Source organism: Pseudomonas sp. Hz4 (assembly GCF_054898165.1).
Map to the genome: position 1 here is coordinate 1189343 of NZ_CM142719.1, position 21326 is coordinate 1210668.

Annotated in this window: 24 protein-coding genes and 1 pseudogene; 14 read left to right on the forward strand and 11 right to left on the reverse strand. The window is 59.3% G+C overall.

The genetic code is table 11. The features are described from left to right. Positions 1–14 precede the first annotated feature (14 nt). From ACYZTR_RS05260 to tldD, 3 genes are all read left to right on the forward strand, one after another. On the forward strand, positions 15–3818 hold the full coding sequence (locus tag ACYZTR_RS05260; RefSeq protein WP_461977002.1) for a YhdP family protein: 3804 nt from the start codon (positions 15–17) through the stop codon (positions 3816–3818). A 127-nt stretch (positions 3819–3945) separates the two neighbouring features. Then, positions 3946–4800: a carbon-nitrogen hydrolase family protein gene (locus ACYZTR_RS05265; RefSeq protein WP_461977004.1), complete on the forward strand. Its 855-nt coding sequence runs from the start codon at positions 3946–3948 to the stop codon at positions 4798–4800. A gap of 12 nt (positions 4801–4812) precedes the next feature. Then, on the forward strand, positions 4813–6255 hold the full coding sequence (tldD, locus tag ACYZTR_RS05270; RefSeq protein ID WP_033058018.1) for a metalloprotease TldD: 1443 nt from the start codon (positions 4813–4815) through the stop codon (positions 6253–6255). Positions 6256–6303: 48 nt separating this feature from the next. On the opposite strand, the gene yjgA is transcribed toward tldD, so the two are convergent. Next, a complete protein-coding gene (gene yjgA / locus ACYZTR_RS05275; protein ID WP_461977006.1) occupies positions 6304–6828 on the reverse strand; it encodes a ribosome biogenesis factor YjgA in 525 nt (174 codons plus the stop codon). A 108-nt stretch (positions 6829–6936) separates the two neighbouring features. On the opposite strand from yjgA, the gene pmbA reads away from it, so the two are divergent. The 5 genes and pseudogenes from pmbA to ACYZTR_RS05300 all read left to right on the forward strand — a co-directional run bounded on the left by pmbA (position 6937) and on the right by ACYZTR_RS05300 (position 10602). Then, the gene (pmbA, locus tag ACYZTR_RS05280) at positions 6937–8283 is read left to right on the forward strand and encodes a metalloprotease PmbA (RefSeq protein ID WP_461977008.1); all 1347 of its coding nucleotides are present in this window, start codon (positions 6937–6939) and stop codon (positions 8281–8283) included. 170 nt (positions 8284–8453) lie between these two features. Beyond that, a pseudogene (gene aspA, locus ACYZTR_RS05285) lies at positions 8454–8609 on the forward strand (aspartate ammonia-lyase); the annotation flags it as partial. Positions 8610–8635: 26 nt separating this feature from the next. Beyond that, positions 8636–9064: a hypothetical protein gene (locus tag ACYZTR_RS05290; protein WP_461977010.1), complete on the forward strand. Its 429-nt coding sequence runs from the start codon at positions 8636–8638 to the stop codon at positions 9062–9064. A 2-nt stretch (positions 9065–9066) separates the two neighbouring features. Beyond that, entirely contained in the window at positions 9067–9678 is a 612-nt protein-coding gene (locus tag ACYZTR_RS05295) for a superoxide dismutase (protein ID WP_461977012.1), read from the forward strand. A 30-nt stretch (positions 9679–9708) separates the two neighbouring features. Continuing rightward, the gene (locus ACYZTR_RS05300; RefSeq protein WP_461977014.1) at positions 9709–10602 is read left to right on the forward strand and encodes a ZIP family metal transporter; all 894 of its coding nucleotides are present in this window, start codon (positions 9709–9711) and stop codon (positions 10600–10602) included. Positions 10603–10609: 7 nt separating this feature from the next. Here the strand turns inward: ACYZTR_RS05300 and ACYZTR_RS05305 are convergent, their stop codons facing one another. The 10 genes from ACYZTR_RS05305 to ACYZTR_RS05350 form a co-directional block, all read right to left on the reverse strand. Beyond that, positions 10610–10885, reverse strand: coding sequence for an HPr family phosphocarrier protein (locus ACYZTR_RS05305; RefSeq protein ID WP_461977016.1), 276 nt, complete (start codon positions 10883–10885; stop codon positions 10610–10612). A 15-nt stretch (positions 10886–10900) separates the two neighbouring features. After that, positions 10901–11758, reverse strand: coding sequence for an RNase adapter RapZ (gene rapZ / locus ACYZTR_RS05310; protein WP_461977018.1), 858 nt, complete (start codon positions 11756–11758; stop codon positions 10901–10903). 2 nt (positions 11759–11760) lie between these two features. Then, positions 11761–12225, reverse strand: a complete 465-nt coding sequence (gene ptsN / locus ACYZTR_RS05315) for a PTS IIA-like nitrogen regulatory protein PtsN (protein ID WP_416127848.1) — start codon at positions 12223–12225, stop codon at positions 11761–11763. 12 nt (positions 12226–12237) lie between these two features. Continuing rightward, a complete protein-coding gene (hpf, locus tag ACYZTR_RS05320) occupies positions 12238–12546 on the reverse strand; it encodes a ribosome hibernation-promoting factor, HPF/YfiA family (protein ID WP_007941242.1) in 309 nt (102 codons plus the stop codon). A 73-nt stretch (positions 12547–12619) separates the two neighbouring features. Then, the gene (locus ACYZTR_RS05325; RefSeq protein ID WP_461977020.1) at positions 12620–14113 is read right to left on the reverse strand and encodes an RNA polymerase factor sigma-54; all 1494 of its coding nucleotides are present in this window, start codon (positions 14111–14113) and stop codon (positions 12620–12622) included. A 183-nt stretch (positions 14114–14296) separates the two neighbouring features. After that, complete coding sequence (lptB, locus tag ACYZTR_RS05330; protein WP_282375090.1) at positions 14297–15022, reverse strand: LPS export ABC transporter ATP-binding protein; 726 nt, start codon at positions 15020–15022, stop codon at positions 14297–14299. Continuing rightward, positions 15022–15570: a lipopolysaccharide transport periplasmic protein LptA gene (gene lptA / locus ACYZTR_RS05335; RefSeq protein ID WP_461977022.1), complete on the reverse strand. Its 549-nt coding sequence runs from the start codon at positions 15568–15570 to the stop codon at positions 15022–15024. Before lptA ends, lptB begins: the two co-directional genes overlap by 1 nt. Next, the gene (gene lptC, locus ACYZTR_RS05340) at positions 15557–16129 is read right to left on the reverse strand and encodes an LPS export ABC transporter periplasmic protein LptC (RefSeq protein WP_461977024.1); all 573 of its coding nucleotides are present in this window, start codon (positions 16127–16129) and stop codon (positions 15557–15559) included. The genes lptA and lptC overlap by 14 nt, the downstream gene beginning before the upstream one ends. Before the next feature lie 7 nt (positions 16130–16136). Beyond that, positions 16137–16661: a KdsC family phosphatase gene (locus ACYZTR_RS05345; RefSeq protein WP_461977026.1), complete on the reverse strand. Its 525-nt coding sequence runs from the start codon at positions 16659–16661 to the stop codon at positions 16137–16139. After that, positions 16661–17635, reverse strand: coding sequence for a KpsF/GutQ family sugar-phosphate isomerase (locus tag ACYZTR_RS05350; protein WP_461977028.1), 975 nt, complete (start codon positions 17633–17635; stop codon positions 16661–16663). Before ACYZTR_RS05350 ends, ACYZTR_RS05345 begins: the two co-directional genes overlap by 1 nt. Before the next feature lie 276 nt (positions 17636–17911). Between ACYZTR_RS05350 and ACYZTR_RS05355 the strand changes: the two genes are divergently transcribed. The 6 genes from ACYZTR_RS05355 to ACYZTR_RS05380 all read left to right on the forward strand — a co-directional run bounded on the left by ACYZTR_RS05355 (position 17912) and on the right by ACYZTR_RS05380 (position 21309). After that, on the forward strand, positions 17912–18721 hold the full coding sequence (locus tag ACYZTR_RS05355) for an ATP-binding cassette domain-containing protein (protein WP_059403257.1): 810 nt from the start codon (positions 17912–17914) through the stop codon (positions 18719–18721). Beyond that, entirely contained in the window at positions 18721–19518 is a 798-nt protein-coding gene (gene mlaE, locus ACYZTR_RS05360) for a lipid asymmetry maintenance ABC transporter permease subunit MlaE (protein WP_008150745.1), read from the forward strand. The genes ACYZTR_RS05355 and mlaE overlap by 1 nt, the downstream gene beginning before the upstream one ends. Beyond that, the gene (mlaD, locus tag ACYZTR_RS05365; RefSeq protein ID WP_131061201.1) at positions 19518–19985 is read left to right on the forward strand and encodes an outer membrane lipid asymmetry maintenance protein MlaD; all 468 of its coding nucleotides are present in this window, start codon (positions 19518–19520) and stop codon (positions 19983–19985) included. The genes mlaE and mlaD overlap by 1 nt, the downstream gene beginning before the upstream one ends. Positions 19986–19996: 11 nt before the next feature. Continuing rightward, on the forward strand, positions 19997–20653 hold the full coding sequence (locus ACYZTR_RS05370; RefSeq protein WP_461977029.1) for an MlaC/ttg2D family ABC transporter substrate-binding protein: 657 nt from the start codon (positions 19997–19999) through the stop codon (positions 20651–20653). After that, a complete protein-coding gene (locus ACYZTR_RS05375; protein ID WP_461977031.1) occupies positions 20650–20955 on the forward strand; it encodes an STAS domain-containing protein in 306 nt (101 codons plus the stop codon). The genes ACYZTR_RS05370 and ACYZTR_RS05375 overlap by 4 nt, the downstream gene beginning before the upstream one ends. Before the next feature lie 114 nt (positions 20956–21069). Then, positions 21070–21309, forward strand: coding sequence for a BolA family protein (locus ACYZTR_RS05380; protein ID WP_007912386.1), 240 nt, complete (start codon positions 21070–21072; stop codon positions 21307–21309). Positions 21310–21326: the final 17 nt, after the last annotated feature.

Consider the following 21326-nt stretch of genomic DNA (forward strand, 5'->3'; position numbering starts at 1 on the left):
GGGAGCCAACTGACATGGAACGTCTGACACGCATTTTGGCCGCTTTGACCCGTTGGGGTCTGGGCCTGTGCGCGTTGGTATTGGTGTTGATGGCGTTATACGTCAGCCTCGGCCGAGAGCTGACGCCGCTGGTGGCTGAATACAGTGCCGAAGTCGAAGCCAAAGCCAGTGCGGCCTTGGGCATGCCGCTGAGTATCGGTGAACTTGAAGGCAACTGGAGCGGCTTTGCGCCGATGATGCTGGCTCACGATGTCATGGTCGGCGAGGGCGCCAATGCCCTGCGTCTGGATCAGGTTCGCGTGGTGCCGGACCTGTGGGCCAGCCTGCTGGCTCGCGAGGTGCGCATCGCTCACCTGGAACTCAGCGGCCTGAAGATCAGCCTCAAAGAAGGCGAGGACGGCCATTGGGCACTTGAAGGTTTGCCGGTGCAGCAGGATCAGCCGCTGGATCCTGAAAAATTGCTCAACCGCATGCAAATGGTTCAGCGGCTGTCGGTGCTCGATAGCCAGGTCACTTTGCAGCCTCTGCAAGAGCAGCCCCTGACCCTGACTTACGTCGGTCTGAATCTGAAAACCGGCGCGTCGCGTCAGCGACTCGACGTTCGCCTGACCCTGCCCGACGGCCAACCGGTGGCCATGAGTGTGCGCACCCGTCTACGCGCCAGCGAGTGGAAGGACGGTGAAGCGGATGCCTATCTGAGCCTGCCGCAAAGCGACTGGTCGAAATGGTTGCCTGAGCGCCTGACCCAGCAATGGAATTTCTCCGAGATCAAGGCCGGTGGCGAGCTCTGGGTGAGCTGGGGCAAAGGCGCCCTGCAAAGTGGTGCGATACGCTTGAACGCGCCGCAACTCAAAGGTGCCTACGCCGAGCGCAAGCCGATCCAGATCCATAATCTGGCGCTCAACGGCTATTTCCAGCGCGGTGCCGAAGGCGTCCTGGTGACCCTGGATTCCCTGGCCATGAACCTCGGCGATACCCGCTGGGAAACGCATCTGCAACTCAAACAAAGCGCGGCTACCGACAAGATTGAAGAGCTTTGGCATCTGCAAGCCGATCGCCTCGACCTCACCCCGATCACACCGTTACTGAATGCCTTGGGGCCGCTGCCCGAAGGCGTTGCCACGGCCGTCGAGCGACTCAAAGTAACAGGTGGCCTGCGCAACGTTCTGATCGACTTCCGGCCCAATGCCACCGACAACAGCAAGTTCGGCTTTGCCGCCAACCTGGATCGGGTCGGCTTCGATGCCTATCACGGCGCTCCGGCGGTGCGAAATGTCAGTGGCAGCATCAGCGGTGATCTGGGCGGTGGCGAGCTGCGCATGGACAGCAAGGATTTTTCCTTGCACCTGGACCCGATCTTCGCCAAGCCATGGCAGTACATTCAGGCCAATGCCCGGCTGACCTGGACGCTCGACAAAGACGCCTTCACCTTGATCGCGCCGTACCTGAAGGTACTCGGTGAAGAAGGTAAGATTGCCGGCGACTTTCTGATCCGCCTGCATTTCGATCACACCCAGGAAGACTACATGGACCTGCGGGTCGGTCTGGTGGACGGCGACGGTCGATACACCGCCAAGTACCTGCCGCAAATGCTCAGCCCGGCGCTGGACGAATGGCTGCGTACGGCCATTCTCAAAGGTGCGGTGGACGAAGGGTTCTTCCAGTACCAGGGTTCGCTGAACCACGGTGCCGCCGAGACTGCCCGCAGCATCAGCCTGTTCTTCAAGGTTCACGATGCCGAACTGGCTTTCCAGCCAGGCTGGCCACCTGTCAGCAAGGTTACGGGTGACGTGTTTGTTGAAGACAGCGGCGTGCGGGTACTGGCCAGCAAGGGCCAGTTGCTCAATACCCAGGTCAGCGACATTTACGTCAATATTCCCCATGTGCCTGCGGGGCAAAACGTCCACCTGTTCCTCGACGGTGGATTCGCCGGCGGGCTGGGCGATGGACTGAAGATTCTCCAAGAGGCGCCAATCGGTACCGCAGCTACCTTTGCCGGTTGGGAAGGTGAGGGCGATCTGCAGGGCAAGCTGAAACTGGATATTGCGCTGGCCAAAGGCGAGCAACCGAAGATCCTCGTCGACTTCAAGACCGCCAAAGCCCGTCTGAAACTGGCCGAGCCAACCTTGGAGCTGACTCAGCTCAAGGGCGATTTCCGTTTCGACAGCACCAAGGGGTTGAGCGGGAAAAACATCACCGCACGCGCCTTCGATAAACCTGTCACCGCACAGATTTACGCCGATGGCAGCCCCGGCAACCTCAAGACTCGCGTCACCGCTTCGGGTCAGGTCGAGGTCAAGAAACTTACTGATTGGCTGAGCGTTACGCAGCCGTTGCCGGTGGCCGGTGTCATCCCTTATCAGTTGCAGCTGAACCTTGATGGTGCCGACAGTCAATTGATGGTCAACTCCAGCCTCAAGGGCGTAGCAATCGATTTGCCGGCGCCGTTCGGCTTGGCTGCCGATGTGGGCCGCGACACCACGTTCCGCATGACCCTGCAGGGGCCGGAGCGACGCTACTGGGTCAGGTACGGTGATTTGGCAAGCTTCACGTTTGCGGCACCGACCGGCAATTTTGCCGACGGTCGTGGCGAGTTGTTCCTGGGGGGCGGCAATGCTGTGTTGCCCGGCGCCAAGGGCTTGCGAGTGCGAGGTGTGCTGTCGGAACTGGATGTCGGCCCGTGGAAGGATCTGGTGGACAAGTATGCTGGCCAGGATCCGGGCGGCAGCGCCAAACAGTTGCTCAGCAGCGCGGACTTCAAGGTCGGCAAACTCAGCGGTATCGGTACCACGCTCGATCAGGTTTCCGTACAGTTGAACCGCAAACCTGCCGCGTGGGCCCTGCAACTCGACAGTCAGCAGGTCAAGGGCGGCGCCAGCCTCCCCGATGCGAAAGCCGCGCCGATTGCGATCAATCTGCAATACGTGCGTTTGCCGGCGCCCGCCCCGACGGTCCTGGCCGACGAAAACTCGACGGATCCGCTGGCCTCGGTGGATCCGACGAAGATTCCGGCGCTGGATATCACCATCAATCAGCTGTTCCAGGGGAAGGACCTCGTCGGGGCCTGGTATCTGAAAGTCCGTCCGACCGCCAAGGGCATTGCGCTTAACACACTGGATCTGGGCCTCAAGGGCATTCTCTTGCAGGGCAGCGGCGGTTGGGAGGGCACGCCCGGTTCCAGCAGCAGTTGGTACAAGGGCCGGATCAGCGGCAAGAATCTCGCCGATGTGCTGAAGGGCTGGGGCTTTGCGCCGAGTGTCACCAGTGAAGACTTTCATATGGATGTAGATGGTCGCTGGCCCGGTTCGCCGGCCTGGCTGGCCACCAAGCGCTTCTCCGGAACCCTCGATGCTTCGCTGAACAAAGGCCAGTTTGTTGAAATAGAGGGCGGCGCCCAGGCATTGCGAGTGTTTGGCTTGCTGAACTTCAATTCCATCGGCCGGCGGCTGCGCCTGGACTTCTCCGACCTGTTCGGCAAAGGCTTGAGTTACGACCGGGTCAAAGGCCTGCTGGTCGCGACCAACGGCGTATACGTGACGCGTGAGCCGATCCTGATGACCGGTCCATCGAGCAATATTGAGCTCGATGGCACCTTGGACCTGGTGGGCGATAAGGTCGATGCTAAGTTGCTGGTGACCTTGCCTGTGACCAATAACCTGCCGATTGCTGCGCTGATTGTCGGCGCACCGGCTATCGGTGGCGCGCTGTTCCTGATCGACAAGCTGATCGGTGACCGCGTAGCGCGTTTCGCGAGCGTCAAATACACCGTCAAGGGGCCGTGGAAAGAGCCGAAAATCACCTTCGACAAGCCTTTTTGACTCGTTTTTTGAAAAGCCACGCCCGGGGCCGATGGAGTAGCATGAACCTGCATAGCGGCGCAGGTCCCCTGTAGCAGCTGCCGAAGGCTGCACAGGTCGGTGTACAGATTTCAAGTAAGGAAAGGCCATGTCTTTTGCGGTGATTCAAATGGTCAGCCAGAGCGATGTGCTGGCCAATCTGGCCCAGGCCCGTCGTCTGCTTGAGCAGGCCGCGGCCGGTGGTGCGCAGCTCGCCGTCCTGCCGGAAAACTACGCCGCCATGGGCCGTCGCGACATTGGCGACATCGGCCGCGCCGAGGCGTCGGGCGAAGGTCCGATCCTGCCATGGTTGAAACAGACCGCCCGCGACCTCAAGTTATGGATAGTGGCCGGCACGTTGCCGTTACCGCCGGTAGACCAGCCGATGGCGAAGGTGCATGCCTGCTCGCTGCTGGTGGATGACCACGGCGAAACCGTTGCACGGTATGACAAGCTGCATCTCTTCGACGTCGATGTGGCGGACAATCGCGGGCGTTATCGCGAATCCGATGACTATGCTTATGGCAGTGGGGTGGTGGTGGCGGACACGCCCGTCGGTCGAGTCGGGCTGAGCGTGTGTTACGACCTGCGTTTCCCGGAGCTGTACAGCGAATTACGCGCTGCCGGTGCGGAGTTGATTACCGCGCCGTCGGCTTTTACCGCGGTGACCGGCGCGGCGCATTGGGATGTATTGATTCGCGCGCGGGCCATCGAGACTCAATGTTATGTGCTCGCGGCCGCTCAGGGTGGAAGCCATCCGGGGCCGCGAGAAACCTGGGGTCATGCGGCAATCATTGACCCGTGGGGACGTGTGTTGGCGCAACGGGACCAAAGCGAGGCCGTGCTGCTGGCCGAACGCGATAGCAGCGAACAGGCGTCCATCCGGGCGCGGATGCCGGTGTCCAGTCACCGGCGCTTTTTCTCGCAGGGCGCCAAGCGACCTGCCTCAGAACGACGAATTTAAGGCGTAAAGCATATGAGCGAGTTGTTGTCCTCAGTCAGTGAACACCTCCTGGCGCCCGGCGGCGTAACGATCGAGAGCCTGCAAGGTGTGCTCGGCGATTTGGCCGGCCCTGGCATCGATGCCGCCGACCTGTATTTCCAGGGGCAGATCTCCGAGTCCTGGGCGCTGGAAGACGGGATCGTCAAGGAAGGCAGCTTCAACCTCGACCAAGGTGTCGGTGTGCGAGCGCAATCGGGTGAGAAAACCGGATTTGCCTACAGCAACGCCATTACCCTCGAAGCCCTTGGCGCTGCGGCCCGTGCTGCGCGTTCGATCTCCCGCGCCGGGCAGAACGGCACGGTGCAAGCATTCACCACTCAGGATGTCGCCCAGTTGTATGGGCCGGACAACCCACTGGAAGTGATGACCCGTGCCGAGAAAGTCGAATTGCTCAAACGCATCGACGTCGCGACTCGCGCCCTCGATCCGCGTATCCAGCAAGTCACCGTGAGCATGGCCGGCGTCTGGGAGCGAATCCTCGTGGCTTCCACTGATGGCGGCCTGGCCGCCGATGTACGGCCGTTGGTGCGCTTCAATGTCAGCGTGATCGTCGAGCAGAACGGTCGCCGTGAGCGCGGCGGTCATGGCGGTGGCGGTCGTACCGATTACCGCTATTTCCTCAGCGACGACCGCGCCATGGGCTATGCCCGTGAAGCGTTGCGTCAGGCTCTGGTCAACCTCGAAGCCATCCCTGCGCCGGCCGGTACATTACCGGTGGTGCTGGGTTCGGGCTGGTCCGGCGTGTTGCTGCACGAAGCGGTCGGCCACGGCCTGGAAGGCGACTTCAACCGTAAGGGCAGTTCGGCTTATAGCGGGCGCATGGGCGAGATGGTTGCGTCCAAGCTTTGCACCATCGTCGATGACGGCACGCTGGCCGGTCGTCGCGGTTCCCTGAGCGTCGATGATGAAGGCACGCCGACGGAGTGCACCACGCTGATCGAAAACGGCGTACTCAAAGGCTACATGCAGGACAAGCTCAACGCCCGCCTGATGGGCGTAGCCCGTACCGGTAACGGCCGTCGCGAATCCTATGCGCACCTGCCGATGCCGCGCATGACCAACACCTACATGCTGGCAGGCGAAAGCGACCCGGCAGAAATCATCGCCTCGGTGAAGAGGGGCATCTACTGCGCCAACCTTGGCGGCGGTCAGGTCGACATCACCAGCGGCAAGTTCGTGTTCTCCACCAGCGAGGCGTACTTGATCGAAGACGGCAAAATTACTGCCCCGGTCAAAGGCGCGACGTTGATCGGCAACGGCCCGGAAGCCATGAGCAAGGTGTCGATGGTCGGTAACGATCTGGCGCTGGACAGCGGCGTGGGGACGTGTGGCAAGGATGGGCAGTCGGTGCCGGTGGGTGTCGGCCAGCCAACCCTGAAAATTGATGCGATCACTGTGGGTGGCACAGGATCTTGAGAAATGGAGCTTCGGGTGAACTGCAATGCAGCTCACCCGATTCGAGATTTAACGCAGGCCGCGTTGAGTCTCGTCCAGCTCACGGATGTACTTGAAGATTTTACGGCTCGATGCCGGTGGCTTGTTGGTCGCCAGTTCGTGCTGGGCCTGACGGATCAGGGAGCGCAATTGCTGGCGATCAGCCTCCGGGTAGTCGATGACGAACTTCTCCAGGACGCCGTCGTCGCCAGCGATCAAGCGATCGCGCCAGCGTTCCAGGCCATGGAAACGTTCGTTGTACTGCCGAGTGGAGGCATCGAGTTGATCGAGCAAAGTCAGAATGGCGTCAATGTCCTGATCGCGCATCAGTTTGCCGATGAACATAAGGTGCCGTTTACGCGCGATATTCGCGGTGTGCTTGGAGGCATCGCCCAGAGCCCGGCGCAAAGCGTCGGTCAATGGCAGCTTTGCCAGCAAGTCAGGCTTGAGCGTTGTAAGGCGCTCGCCAAGGTCAACCAGAGCATGAAGCTCGCGTTTAACCTGGGATTTGCTTTTTTCTCCCGTATCGAGGGAGTCGTCGTAAGAATCAACCATGGTGGCAGTCCGCAAAGAAACGCCGCCATGATAACCAGTCGGGGGCCGCTTGTCCGGCCCGGTCGCTCGAAGGCCCCAGCCGAAAGCAGAATTTGAGTGGAGAACAGCATGAGTGCAGTTGAAAGCGTCGGTCCACAAGCGTTGCCGGCACTGCAAGAACAAGTCGAGCAGATCATCGCTGAAGCCAAGCGCCAGGGTGCCAGTGCCTGTGAAGTGGCGGTGTCCCTGGAGCAGGGCCTGTCCACCACGGTGCGTCAGCGTGAAGTCGAAACCGTCGAATTCCACCGCGATCAGGGTTTTGGCATCACCTTGTACGCTGGCCAGCGCAAGGGCTCGGCCAGCACGTCGGCCAGCGGTCCGGAGGCGATTCGCGAAACCGTCGCCGCCGCATTGGCCATCGCCAAGCACACTTCCGAAGACGAAGCTTCGGGCCTGGCGGACGCCGCGCTGATGGCCAAGGATCTGCAGGATTTTGACCTGTTCCATCAATGGGACATCACCCCGGAACAAGCCATCGAGCAGGCCCTGGCCTGTGAAGCGGCGGCGTTTGCCACCGACAGTCGGATCAAGAACGCCGACGGCACCACCCTCAGCACCCACCAGGGCTGCCGCGTTTACGGCAACAGTCATGGTTTCATCGGGGGCTACGCGTCGACCCGTCACAGCTTGAGCTGCGTGATGATCGCCGAGGCCGACGGCCAGATGCAGCGCGATTACTGGTACGACGTGAACCGTCAGGGCGAATTGCTGGCCGACCCGGTGAGCATCGGCCAGCGTGCCGCGCAGCGGGCGGCGAGCCGTCTTGGCGCGCGACCGGTGCCGACCTGCGAAGTGCCGGTGCTGTTTTCCGCAGAACTGGCTGGCGGTTTGTTCGGCAGTTTCCTCTCAGCGATTTCCGGCGGCAGTCTGTATCGCAAATCGTCGTTCCTTGAAGGCACGCTGGGGCAGAAGCTGTTCCCGGAATGGCTGACCCTCGATGAGCGTCCGCACCTGATGCGCGCCATGGGCAGTTCGGCATTCGATGGCGACGGTTTGGCGACTTACGCCAAGCCGTTCGTCGAAAAAGGCGAGTTGGTGTCGTACATCCTCGGCACGTACTCCGGCCGCAAGCTCGGGATGCCGAGCACTGCCAATGCCGGCGGGGTGCACAACCTGTTCGTCACCCATGGCGACGAAGACCAGGCAGCCTTGATGCGACGCATGGGCCGCGGCCTGCTGGTGACTGAGTTGATGGGCCAGGGTCTGAACATGGTCACTGGCGATTACTCCCGTGGCGCGGCGGGTTTCTGGGTGGAGAACGGTGAAATCCAGTTCGCGGTCCAGGAAGTGACCATCGCTGGCAACATGCGTGACATGTTCAAACAGATCGTTGCGGTGGGAAATGACCTGGAACTGCGCAGCAACATTCGCACAGGTTCGGTGCTGATCGAACGGATGACGGTGGCGGGCAGCTAACGCTTAACCGTTACGCAAAAAGGCGCGCCACCCATCGTTGGGCGGCGCGCCTTTTTTTGCGTTGATTTTCTCGGGATTGTTTTGGTTCTCATTATCATCTAATAATAAATCTCATTACCGAATGAGCCCGGATCATGGGTTCTGCCTTGCACGAGCAGCCTTGCACTCAACCGATCATTGGTTACCAAAAAGCCGCGGAGATCGCCAAGAAGGCCTATCAACAAGGCCGGTCGGTGATCGATGTGGCTCTGGAACACACCGACCTGACCCGCAGCCAGCTTGAGGTTTTGCTGGACCCGGAAAAACTCACCGCAGGCGGCGTGTAATCACCGCAACCGCTTTGGAGGCTCACATGGAGCACTGGAAACGCACGATCGAACGGGCTAATCGCTGTTTCATGCTGGGCGAACTGGTCGATGCCCGCGAGGCTTACTTGCAGGCATTAGCCTTGGCTCAGGTGTTGTTCGAGCGCTGGGCGGACGCCGACGAAGCGGTCGCGGCCTGCGTGATTTCCCACCACAACCTGGCAGATCTGCACTTGCGTCTGAACCAACCGGAGGAGAGTGCCGAGTACTTGTGCGCCATCCATCAGCGGTTGTTGCAGACCATGCAGGACCCACGACTGGCGCCGGCCCTGCGCGAAGCAGCGTTGCGCCAGAGCAGCAAGAGCTACGTCGAACTGCTGAATTTCATCAGCGAACACGGCGAGTATCCGCGCACCCATCGTTTGCTGCCTATCGATGCCGTATCGCCTACGCCTCTACATCATGGAGTGCATTGAAAATGGCTTTTACCCTGCCTGCCTTGCCATACGCCTACGACGCCCTGGAACCGCACATCGATGCGCAGACCATGGAAATCCACTACACCAAGCACCACCAGACCTACATCAACAACCTCAACGCTGCGGTCGAAGGCACCAAGTTTGCCGAGTGGCCGGTGGAAAAACTGGTGGCCAGCATCCAGCAGTTGCCGGAAAAGCTTCGTGCGGCAGTAGTCAATCAGGGCGGCGGTCACGCCAACCATTCGCTGTTCTGGGAAGTGATGGCGCCCAATGGCGGCGGCAAACCTGAAGGTGAATTGGCAAGCGCGATTGAAGAACAGCTCGGCGGCCTCGACAGTTTCAAGGATGCCTTCACCAAAGCCGCGCTGACGCGTTTCGGCAGCGGCTGGGCCTGGCTCAGTGTGACGCCGCAAAAGACGTTGGTCGTTGAAAGCGGCGGTAATCAGGACAGCCCGTTGATGATTGGTAATACGCCAATCCTCGGCCTGGATGTTTGGGAGCATGCGTATTACCTGCGTTATCAGAACCGTCGCCCGGAATACATCAACGCGTTCTACAACGTGATCAATTGGCCTGAAGTCGCTACGCGCTATCAGGCTGCATTGGTTTAAGACTTCTACAAAAACAATCCAAGGCTGGCTATGGGCACTGGAACACTGGCGATCGGAAGTGGCCGAATGTTTCGTTACGCATTCGGATCGCTGTTACTGCTGGCGGGCATGACGTTATTGGTTGCTCAGGGGCTGGCTTGGCTGGACCTCGAGCCGAAACTGCTGCGCGCGCTGCAAGGCGGGGCGATCTGCGCCTTGGGCACTGCCTTGGGCGCGGTGCCCGTGCTGGTGATTCGGCAGATGCCCCAGGCGGTCAGTGATTCGCTGCTTGGCTTCGGGGCCGGGGTAATGCTCGCGGCGACAGCGTTTTCGTTGATTGTTCCGGGAATCTCAGCCGCAGAAAACCTGGGGCTGACGCCTTGGGCGGCCCGCGGACTGATCAGTTTCGGCATCATGCTGGGTGCGTTCGGGCTGTTTCTTGTGGATCGAAAGGTCTCTGGGGCCAGTCCGAAAATGTGGGTCGGCACCCTGGAACGGCCAGTGATTCCACCGCGAATCTGGTTATTTGTGTTTGCGATCATTGCCCACAACATCCCCGAAGGCATGGCGGTTGGTGTGTCGGCGGGTGGTGGCATGCCCGACGCTGATAGCCTGGCCATGGGCATCGCCTTGCAGGATGTGCCGGAAGGTCTGGTAATCGCGCTGGTATTGGCCGGGGCAGGGATGTCGCGGGTCAAGGCGTTCCTGATGGGTGCTGCATCAGGTCTGGTTGAACCGGTCTTCGCGCTGTTGTGCGCTTGGCTGGTGAGCCTGGCCGAATTGTTGTTGCCCTTGGGGTTGGCACTGGCGGCCGGGGCAATGTTGCTGGTAGTCACCCATGAAGTCATTCCCGAGTCGCGCCGCAATGGGCACGACAAGCTTGCAAGTCTTGGGCTGCTGATCGGGTTTTGCTTGATGATGGTGATGGATACAGCGCTCGCCTAGGCGAGCGTTACTCGCCTTCGCCGAAGTAGTCGTTGATCAAAGCCACCAATGCCTGCAGCGCCTCATCAGCCTTTTCGCCTTCGGTACTCAGGTAGATCCTGGTGCCCTTGCCAGCCGCCAACATCATCATTGCCATGATGCTTTTACCGTCGACCGTGGATTCCGGCGTGCGTCCTACTCTGATCGTGCAATCCTTGAACTCACCGGCGACGCCAACGAATTTTGCAGAAGCGCGGGCATGCAGGCCCAGCTTGTTGATGATTTCAATTTCCAGAGCAGGCATCGCGGTGTGAATCCTTTAGCTGAGGTCGCGGTGGCGAACCTGGACGTTCTTCAGGGATTTTTGCAGGGCCTGGCCCAGACGTTCGGTCAGGTACACGGAACGGTGATGTCCGCCGGTGCAGCCAATGGCAATGGTGACATAAGCGCGGTTACTGGCGGCAAAGCGTGGCAGCCATTTAAGCAAGTATGTGGAAATGTCCTGGTACATCTCTTCGACATCCGGCTGTGCCGCCAGGTACTCGGCGACCGGTTGATCGAGCCCGGAATGATCGCGCAACTCCGGCTTCCAATAGGGATTGGGCAGGCAACGCACGTCGAACACCAGATCAGCGTCCACCGGCATGCCACGCTTGAAACCAAAAGACTCCACCAGAAACGCAGTACCGGGCTCCGGCTGGTTCAGCAGGCGCAGCTTGATGGTATCGCGTAGCTGATACAGGTTCAGGCTGGTGGTGTTTACTTTGAGATCGGCGAGGTCGGCAATCGGCCCGAGCAGGCTGGTTTCATCGTTGATGGCTTCGGCCAGCGAGCGATTGGCATTGCTCAGCGGGTGCCGTCGGCGGGTTTCCGAGAAGCGTTTGAGCAAGGTTTCTTCGTCGGCGTCCAGATAAAGCACATCACACTGGATATGCCGGCTGCGCACTTCTTCCAGCAGCTCGGGAAACCGCGACAAGTGACTTGGCAAGTTGCGCGCATCGATAGACACGGCAACCAGCGGTTGTGCCAGCTCGGTGTGAATCAACGCGCGTTCGGCCAGTTCCGGCAGCAGGCCGGCGGGCAGGTTGTCGATGCAGTAGTAGCCGTTGTCCTCGAGGACATCGAGCGCGGTACTTTTACCTGAGCCGGAGCGGCCACTGACGATGATCAAACGCATGATTAGTGACCGTTTTGCTCGTCCAGGACAACCTGATACAAGGCTTCATTGCTCGGAGCGCTGCGCAGTTTTTCGCGCACTTCCTTGCGATCGAGCATGCTGGCGATCTGGCGCAGTAGCTCCAGGTGCGCGTCGGTGGCCGCCTCCGGGACCAGCAGAACAAACAGCAGGTCAACCGGGGCGCCGTCGATGGCGTCGAAATCGATAGGGGCGTCGAGGTGCATCAAGGCGCTGATGGGCGAGTTGCAGCCCTTCAGGCGACAGTGGGGGATGGCGATGCCGTTGCCAAAACCGGTGGAACCGAGTTTTTCACGGGCGACCAGACTCTCGAAGACATCCTGCATCGCCAAATCCGGCACTTCGCGGTGGATAAGGTTGGCAATTTGCTCGAGGGCTTTCTTTTTGCTGCCGCCCGGCACGTTCACGAGGGAACGGCCGGGGGTCAGGATGCTTTCAAGTCGGATCATGGGTTGGGAGTGTTAACGACCGGTTGCGCCCTGGAGGAGGCTCTGGGTCTTTTCCTTATGCTTTTTGAGTTGTTTATCCAGCTTGTCGGTCAGTGCGTCGATCGCCGCGTACATATCGGTATGCTCCGCGTTGGCGACCACTTCATTGCCGGGAATATGCAGCGTGGCTTCGATTTTCTGCTTGAGCTTTTCGACCGTCATCGTGACTTGCACGTTGGTGATCTTGTCGAAATGCCTCTCTAATCGTTCGAGTTTTTCGCCGATGTAGGTGCGAAGAGGTTCGGTCACTTCCAGTTGGTGTCCACTGATGTTGACTTGCATACAGCTCTCCTTCGTTGCCAGTGCATAAAGCGGCAGGCAGAAATGCCTGCCACTGGAACGCTGTGGCGTGGCTCTACATCAACCGCTTGCGTTCGCTCGAAGGCGCGATCCCGAGGGATTCGCGGTACTTGGCGACGGTGCGGCGAGCCACCTGAATGCCTTGTGCCTCCAGTAAACCAGCGATCTTGCTGTCACTCAACGGCTTTTTCTGATTTTCCGCGGCAACCAGTTTTTTGATGATCGCTCGGATCGCCGTGGACGAGCATTCACCGCCCTCTGAGGTGCTGACGTGGCTCGAGAAAAAGTATTTCAGTTCATAGATGCCCCGTGGGGTATGCATGAACTTTTGCGTGGTCACCCGTGAAATTGTCGACTCATGCATGCCCACCGCTTCGGCGATGTCATGCAGGACCAGCGGTTTCATGGCTTCGTCGCCGTATTCAAGAAAGCCGCGCTGATGCTCGACGATCTGGGTGGCTACTTTCATCAGGGTTTCATTGCGGCTTTGCAGGCTCTTGATGAACCAGCGGGCCTCTTGCAACTGATTGCGCATGAAGGTGTTGTCGGCGCTGGTGTCGGCGCGTCGCACGAAACCGGCGTATTGAGCGTTGACCCGCAGCCGCGGTACGGATTCCTGGTTCAGTTCCACCAGCCAGCGCTCGTTGTCCTTGCGTACGATCACGTCGGGAACGACGTATTCGGCTTCGCCGGACTCGATTTGCGAGCCTGGACGCGGGTTGAGGCTCTGGACCCGTTCAATCACTTGGCGCAGCTCATCTTCCTTGAGCTTCATGCGACGCATCAGCTGGCTGTAATCGCGGCTGCCGAGCAGGTCGATGTAATCGGTGACCAGGCGTTTGGCCTCGACCAGCCAAGGGGTCTTGACGGACAACTGACGCAATTGCAGCAGCAGGCATTCGCCCAGGTTACGGGCGCCGATGCCAGCGGGTTCGAATTGCTGGATGCGGTGCAGGACGGCTTCGATTTCGTCCAGTTCGATGTCCAGTTCCGGATCGAAGGCTTCGAGAATCTCCTCGAGGGTTTCGTCCAGGTAGCCCTGATTGTTGATGCAGTCGATCAGGGTCACGGCAATCAGGCGATCAGTGTCGGACATCGGTGCCAGGTTCAGTTGCCACAGCAAGTGGCTTTGCAGGCTTTCGCCGGCCGATGTACGGGTGGTGAAATCCCACTCGTCGTCATCGTTGCTCGGCAGGCTGCTGGTGCTGGTCTGGTAGACGTCTTCCCACGCGGTGTCGACGGGCAGTTCGTTGGGAATGCGCTCGTTCCAGTCGCCTTCCTCGAGGTTGTCCACCGTCGGGGCGGTTTCCTGGTAGGAGGGTTCCGAAACATCGGCGTTGGGAGGCTGTTCGGCTTTGTCGGCCAAGGGGTCGGCGTTATCGAAGTCGTCGCCTTCTTCCTGGCGTTCGAGCATCGGATTGGACTCCAGGGCCTCCTGGATTTCCTGTTGCAGGTCCAGGGTCGACAATTGGAGCAGGCGGATGGCCTGTTGCAGCTGCGGTGTCATCGTCAGCTGCTGGCCCATTCTCAAGACTAGCGATGGTTTCATGGCAGGGGCTTAACACCTTATTCGCCGGCGCGCATGCGCCATCCACTACAGGGCGCCGGAGCGCCAAACATAAGCAAATTATATGCCTGAAACTGCAACGTTTGCCTAGAGCGCTGTAACAATAAAAAAGTATTCATTTTTATCGAGACAAGCGCTCGGTCGACTGGCCAGGCACCTCAGTGCTTACAGGCGGAACTCATGACCCAGATACACTTCCTTGACCAAGTCGTTGGCCAGGATGGTGGCAGAGTCACCCTCGGCAATCAGTTGGCCATCGTTGACGATGTAAGCGGTTTCGCAAATATCCAGGGTTTCACGGACGTTGTGGTCGGTGATCAATACGCCAATGCCCTTGGCCTTGAGGTGATAGATGATCTGCTTGATGTCGCCCACCGAAATCGGGTCCACGCCGGCGAACGGTTCGTCGAGGAGGATGAATTTCGGGTTGGTGGCCAGTGCCCTGGCGATTTCCACGCGGCGGCGTTCACCGCCGGACAGGCTCATGCCGAGGTTGTCGCGGATGTGGCTGATGTGGAATTCCTGCAGCAGGCTTTCCAGCTCTTTGCGACGACCGGTCTTGTCGAGTTCCTTGCGGGTCTCGAGGATGGCCATGATGTTGTCGGCTACCGAGAGTTTGCGGAAAATCGATGCTTCTTGCGGAAGATAGCCGATACCGGCCTTCGCACGACCGTGCATAGGCTGGTGGCTGACATCCAGGTCATCAATCAGTACCCGGCCCTGATCGGCCTGTACCAGGCCGACAATCATGTAGAAACAGGTGGTCTTGCCGGCGCCGTTGGGACCCAGCAGGCCGACGATCTGACCGCTGTCGATCGACAGGCTGACGTCGCGCACGACTTGGCGGCTCTTGTAGCTCTTCGCCAAGTGCTGAGCTTTCAGAGTTGCCATTACGGGGCCTTTTGCTCTTCGGTTTTCTTTTTCGGCTGGATCACCATGTCGATCCGCGGACGCGACTCGGTGACCTTGCTGCCCGTAGCGCGACCGGCGCTGGCGAGCTTTTTGTTGGTGTCATAGACGATTTTTTCGCCCTGGGTCACGTTGCCGTCCTTGTCGATGACTTTGGCGCGGTCGATCAGCACGACACGGTCTTGCGAGGCGTGGTACTGGATAGTGACGCCATAGCCTTGAACCGGCTTTGTATCGCCTGCCGTTTGCAGTTGCTCGAAGTAGGCGAGGTTGCCCACCGAAGTCACTACGTCGATATCGCCGGCTGGGGTGCGGGTCATGGTCACCGTATTGCCGGTGACCTTCATCGAGCCCTGGGTGATGATCACGTCACCTTTATAGGTGGCAATGCCGTTCTTGTCGTCCAGTTGGGCATCGTCCGCCTGGATGCGGATAGGCTGCTGTTGATCGTCCGGCAGAGCCCAGGCGCTCACGCTTCCCAGTGCTGCGCTCAGGCCGAGCAAAATAGGGAGGGTTTTAACGAACCTCATACTGTCCTCTTACGTTCGATAGCAGGTGTATCCTGCTTTCTTTCAAATACGCTTTCATTCCCTTGCCAGTCGACACACCACCAGCGCCGTCGATTCTAACGGGTTGCTCGGTCTGCGCATATTGCTGCTGCGGGAACACTGTCATGCGGGTGGTGGTAATCAGAGTCTTGCGGTTTTTCTCGTCGAAGCGCGTGATGCGCACCGAGTCAATCAGTTCGACCTGAGTGCCGTCGGGGTTCACTTCGCCGTGCTCGCTCTGGACGTGCCAGGGAAACTCGGTGCCGCGGAACAGGTTCAGGTCGGGATTGGTCAACAGCGTCACTTCGGTCGCTTTCAGGTGTTCAACCTTGTCGGACGTCATTTCGTATTGCAGTTTACCGTCCGGCAGGTACTGCACGCTGTGGGCGTTGACCGCGTAATAGTCGATTGCGGTTTCATCGACCTTTGCCACTGGCTGGTCGAGGAAGCGTTCCGGGCTGATGTTCCAGTAGCCGACCGCCGCGAATATCGCTGCGATGCAACCGAATACCAGGAATTTGCGAATCTTTTTACTCAGCATGGTTGGCTCACAGGTACGCGGCGTTGGCCGCATCGAGGTGGCCCTGGGCGCGCAGGATCAATTCGCAGAATTCGCGAGCGGCACCCTCGCCACCACGAGCCTGGGTGATGCCGTGGGCGTGTTCACGGACGAAACTGGCAGCGTTGGCCACCGCCATGCCCAGGCCGACGCGGCGAATCACCGGCAGGTCCGGCAGGTCGTCGCCGAGATAGGCGACTTGCTCATAGCTTAGTTTGAGTTGGGCAAGAAGCTCGTCGAGCACCACCAGTTTGTCTTCGCGCCCCTGGTACAGGTGTGGAATGCCGAGGTTCTTCGCTCGTCGCTCGACCACCGGGGTCTTGCGGCCGCTGATGATAGCGGTCTGCACGCCGGCTGCCATCAACATCTTGATGCCTTGTCCGTCGAGGGTGTTGAAGGTCTTGAATTCGCTGCCGTCTTCGAGGAAGTACAGGCGTCCGTCAGTCAGTACGCCATCGACGTCGAAAATCGCCAGCTTGATGTTCTTGCCGCGTTGCAACAGGTCGGTGCTCATCACATTACTCCTGCGCGCAGCAGATCGGACAGGTTGAAGGCGCCGATCGGTCGGTCCTCCTTGTCCACCACCACCAGCGCGTTGATTCGATGGTCTTCCATGATTTTCAGAGCCTCGGCCGCGAGCATCTCGGGACGGGCGGTCTTGCCGTGAACGGTCATGACCTCGTCGATGGTCGCGTGATGGATATCGATGGCACGGTCCAGGGTGCGGCGCAGGTCGCCGTCGGTGAAGATCCCGGCGAGTTTGCCATCGGCTTCAAGGATCGCGGTCATGCCCAGGCCCTTTCGGGTCATTTCCATCAATGCGTCCTTGAGCAGAGTGCCGCGTTGAACGTGCGGCAGCTCTCGCCCTGCGTGCATGACATTTTCCACTTTCAGCAGCAGGCGTCGGCCAAGCGCGCCACCGGGGTGGGAAAAGGCGAAATCTTCAGCGGTAAAGCCGCGGGCTTCCAGCAGCGCAACGGCCAGGGCGTCGCCCATGACCAGCGCGGCAGTGGTCGACGAGGTCGGTGCCAGGTTAAGCGGGCAGGCTTCGTGCTCGACGCGCACGTTGAGGTTGACCTCGGCAGCCTTCGCCAGTGGTGATTCAGGGTTGCCGGTCATGCTGATCAATTGAATGCCCAGACGCTTGATCAGTGGCAGCAAGGTAACGATTTCATTGGTGGAGCCGGAGTTCGACAGCGCCAGGATGATGTCGTCGCGGGTGATCATGCCCATGTCGCCATGGCTGGCTTCGGCCGGGTGCACGAAAAAGGCCGTGGTGCCGGTGCTGGCCAGGGTGGCAGCGATCTTGCTGCCGATGTGCCCGGACTTGCCCATGCCGACCACGACCACGCGGCCTTTGCTGGCCAGGATCATCTCGCAAGTGCGTACGAAATCTGCGTCGATACGGGGCAGCAGGCCTTGTACGGCTTCCAGTTCGAGGCGGATGGTGCGTTGGGCAGATTGAATCAGATCGCTGGATTGGCTCATGTCAGAAATCGTATAGCCTGATGAAAAGGCGGCGATTATAACGGTAATGCTCGAAACCCTCACGCAAGTTCGTCGCGCTTTGTCATTCCCTGTTACCGAATACCCCTGAATAGAAGCTTTTTCCTTGTCATGTTGCTGAACATGGCCCGGCGTGGGCCTTGGGCGCTTGGCCTTTGCAGTGATATAGTTCGCCGCCAGTTCGGCCTGCCCGGGAGGTATGTGCTTTCGTCAGAAAGTCAGGCGTCCGAGTGAGAGGCTGCATCGCAAGGAGTTTAGATGAGTGCCGATAAAGCCTACGCGGTCGAGCTGAAGGGACTGACCTTCAAGCGCGGTGCGCGCAGCATTTTCAATAACGTCGATATACGTATCCCGCGCGGCAAGGTCACCGGCATCATGGGGCCTTCCGGCTGTGGCAAGACTACGCTGTTGCGGCTGATGGGCGCACAGTTGCGGCCCACCAAAGGCGAAGTCTGGGTCAACGGGCAGAACCTGCCGAAGCTGTCGCGCAGTGATCTGTTCGATGCGCGCAAGCACATGGGCGTGCTTTTTCAGAGCGGTGCACTGTTCACCGATCTCGATGTGTTCGAGAACGTTGCCTTTCCGTTACGCGTTCATACCGAACTGCCGGAAGAAATGATCCGGGACATTGTCCTGCTCAAATTGCAGGCCGTGGGCTTGCGTGGCGCCATCGACCTGATGCCTGACGAATTGTCCGGTGGCATGAAGCGTCGTGTCGCGCTGGCCCGGGCGATTGCCCTCGATCCGCAGATCCTCATGTATGACGAGCCCTTTGTCGGCCAGGACCCCATCGCCATGGGCGTGCTGGTGCGCCTGATCCGCTTGCTCAACGATGCGCTGGGCATCACCAGTATCGTGGTCTCCCACGACCTGGCCGAGACCGCGAGCATCGCCGATTACATCTATGTCGTCGGCGAAGGCCAGGTGTTGGGGCAGGGCACTCCCGAGGAACTGATGAACTCGCAGGAGCCACGCATCCGTCAATTCATGACAGGCGAGCCGGACGGTCCGGTCGCCTATCACTTTCCAGCGACGGATTACCGCGCAGATCTTCTGGGGAAGCGTTGATGCGCAAGATTTCACTAATAGAGCGGGTTCGCCGGTTCGGCCACTCTGGCATTGACGTGCTGGGGGTATTCGGCCGTTCGGCGATATTCCTGTTTCATGCCTTGCTCGGCCGTGGTGGCATTGGTGGCGGTTTTGGCCTGCTGATCAAGCAACTGCATTCAGTGGGCGTGATGTCCCTGGTGATCATCGTGGTCTCCGGGGTATTCATCGGCATGGTGCTGGCGCTGCAAGGCTTCAATATTCTATCCAGCTACGGTTCGGAGCAGGCGGTCGGCCAGATGGTTGCGCTGACGCTGTTGCGCGAACTGGGGCCCGTGGTCACGGCATTGTTGTTCGCCGGGCGCGCCGGTTCGGCATTGACTGCCGAAATCGGCAACATGAAGTCCACCGAGCAGCTGTCCAGTCTGGAAATGATTGGTGTCGACCCGCTCAAGTACATCATTGCCCCGCGCCTGTGGGCCGGCTTCATTTCCCTGCCGGTGCTGGCGATGATCTTCAGCGTGGTGGGCATCTGGGGTGGTTCATGGGTGGCCGTCGACTGGCTGGGTGTCTATGAAGGTTCCTACTGGTCGAACATGCAGAACAGCGTGACCTTTGCCGACGATGTGCTCAACGGCATCATCAAAAGCATTGTTTTCGCCTTTGTCGTGACCTGGATCGCCGTATTCCAAGGCTATGACTGCGAGCCCACTTCCGAGGGGATCAGTCGTGCCACTACCAAGACCGTGGTGTATGCCTCTTTGGCTGTACTCGGCCTGGACTTTATTTTGACCGCCTTGATGTTTGGAGATTTCTGATGCAAAACCGCACCCTGGAAATCGGTGTCGGCCTTTTCTTGCTGGCTGGCATCCTGGCTTTGCTGTTGCTGGCGTTGCGGGTGAGTGGCCTGTCCCCGAGCGCAACCACCGATACTTATAAAACTTATGCGTATTTCGACAATATCGCCGGTTTGACTGTCAGAGCTAAAGTGACCATGGCCGGTGTGACCATCGGCAAGGTCACGGCGATCGATCTGGACCGCGACAGTTTCACCGGTCGAGTGACCATGCAGCTGGAAAAGCGCGTAGATAACCTGCCGACTGACTCCACTGCATCTATCCTGACCGCTGGCCTGTTGGGCGAGAAGTACATCGGTATCAGCGTAGGCGGGGAAGAAACCTTGCTCAAGGATGGTTCAACCATCCACGACACGCAGTCGTCGCTGGTGCTTGAGGACCTGATCGGTAAATTTCTGCTCAATACCGTAAGCAAAGACGCCAAATGAGGAGCTTTTGAATGATCTCTACCTTGCGACGTGGCCTGTTGGTAATACTCGCAGCCCTGCCGTTGGTGGCTAACGCCGTGGCGGCGCCTTCGGCGCACGATCTGGTACAGGACACCACTAACCGGCTGCTGGCCGATCTGGACGCTAATAAAGAAAAATACAAACAAGATCCGCAAGATTTCTATACGGCGCTGAACACCATCGTTGGGCCTGTGGTGGATGCCGAGGGCGTTTCCAAGAGCATCATGACGGTCAAATACTCACGCAAGGCCACGCCTGAGCAGATGAAGACCTTTGAAGAAAACTTCAAAAGGGGTCTGTTCCAGTTCTATGGCAACGCCTTGCTCGAGTACAACAACCAGGGCATCACCGTCGACCCAGCCAAGGATGAGTCGGGAGACCGTACAAGCGTTGCCATGACGGTCAAAGGCAGCAATGGCGCGGCCTATCCAGTGTCTTACACACTGGAAAAGATCAATGGCGAGTGGAAGCTGCGCAACGTAATCATCAACGGCATCAACATCGGCAAGCTGTTCCGTGATCAGTTTGCTGATGCGATGCAGCGCAATGGCAACGACCTGGACAAAACCATCAATGGTTGGGCCGGAGAAGTCGCCAAAGCCAAGGAAGCCAGCCAGAAGCAAGCCACTGAGACGCAAGCTCAATGAGTGTGTCGGCCATTCGCATGAGCGAATCCGGCGAGCTGGCGCTTAGCGGCATGCTGGATTACCGCACCGGCCCGGGCTTGCGCAAGCAGGGGCAGGCGCTGATCAAGTCCAGCAAGGCTGCGGCACTGGTGGTCGATTGCTCGGCGGTGTTGAAGTCCAGCAGTGTCGGCTTGTCGCTGCTGCTGTGCTTCATGCGTGATGCAGAGGAGGCCGGCAAGGCGCTGAGCATCCGTGGAATGCCAGAAGACATGCGCGAAATCGCTCAGGTCAGCGAATTGACCGAGCTGTTGGCGCATCCCTAACCAGCATCAATAAAGAAGCCCCCTGTCAGAGTCCTGCTTCGCGGGGTTCGCAGGCGCGGGGCTTTTTTGTATGATGTCCGACCCGCGCGCACAGGGCGCCGATTGAGGTTGAGCATGCAGGCCGTAGAAGTGAAGAGCTTCCTTGAAGGAAAGCTGCCCGGAACGTTGGTAGAAGTTGAAGGCGAAGGCTGCAACTTTCAGCTGAACGTGATTAGCGATGAACTGGCGGCGTTGAGCCCGGTGAAGCGTCAGCAGCAGATCTATGCCCATTTGAACCCATGGATCACCGATGGCAGCATCCATGCGGTCACTATGAAATTTTTCAGCAGCGCGGCCTGGGCCGAGCGCACCTGAGCCCAAGGGCGTCGAGA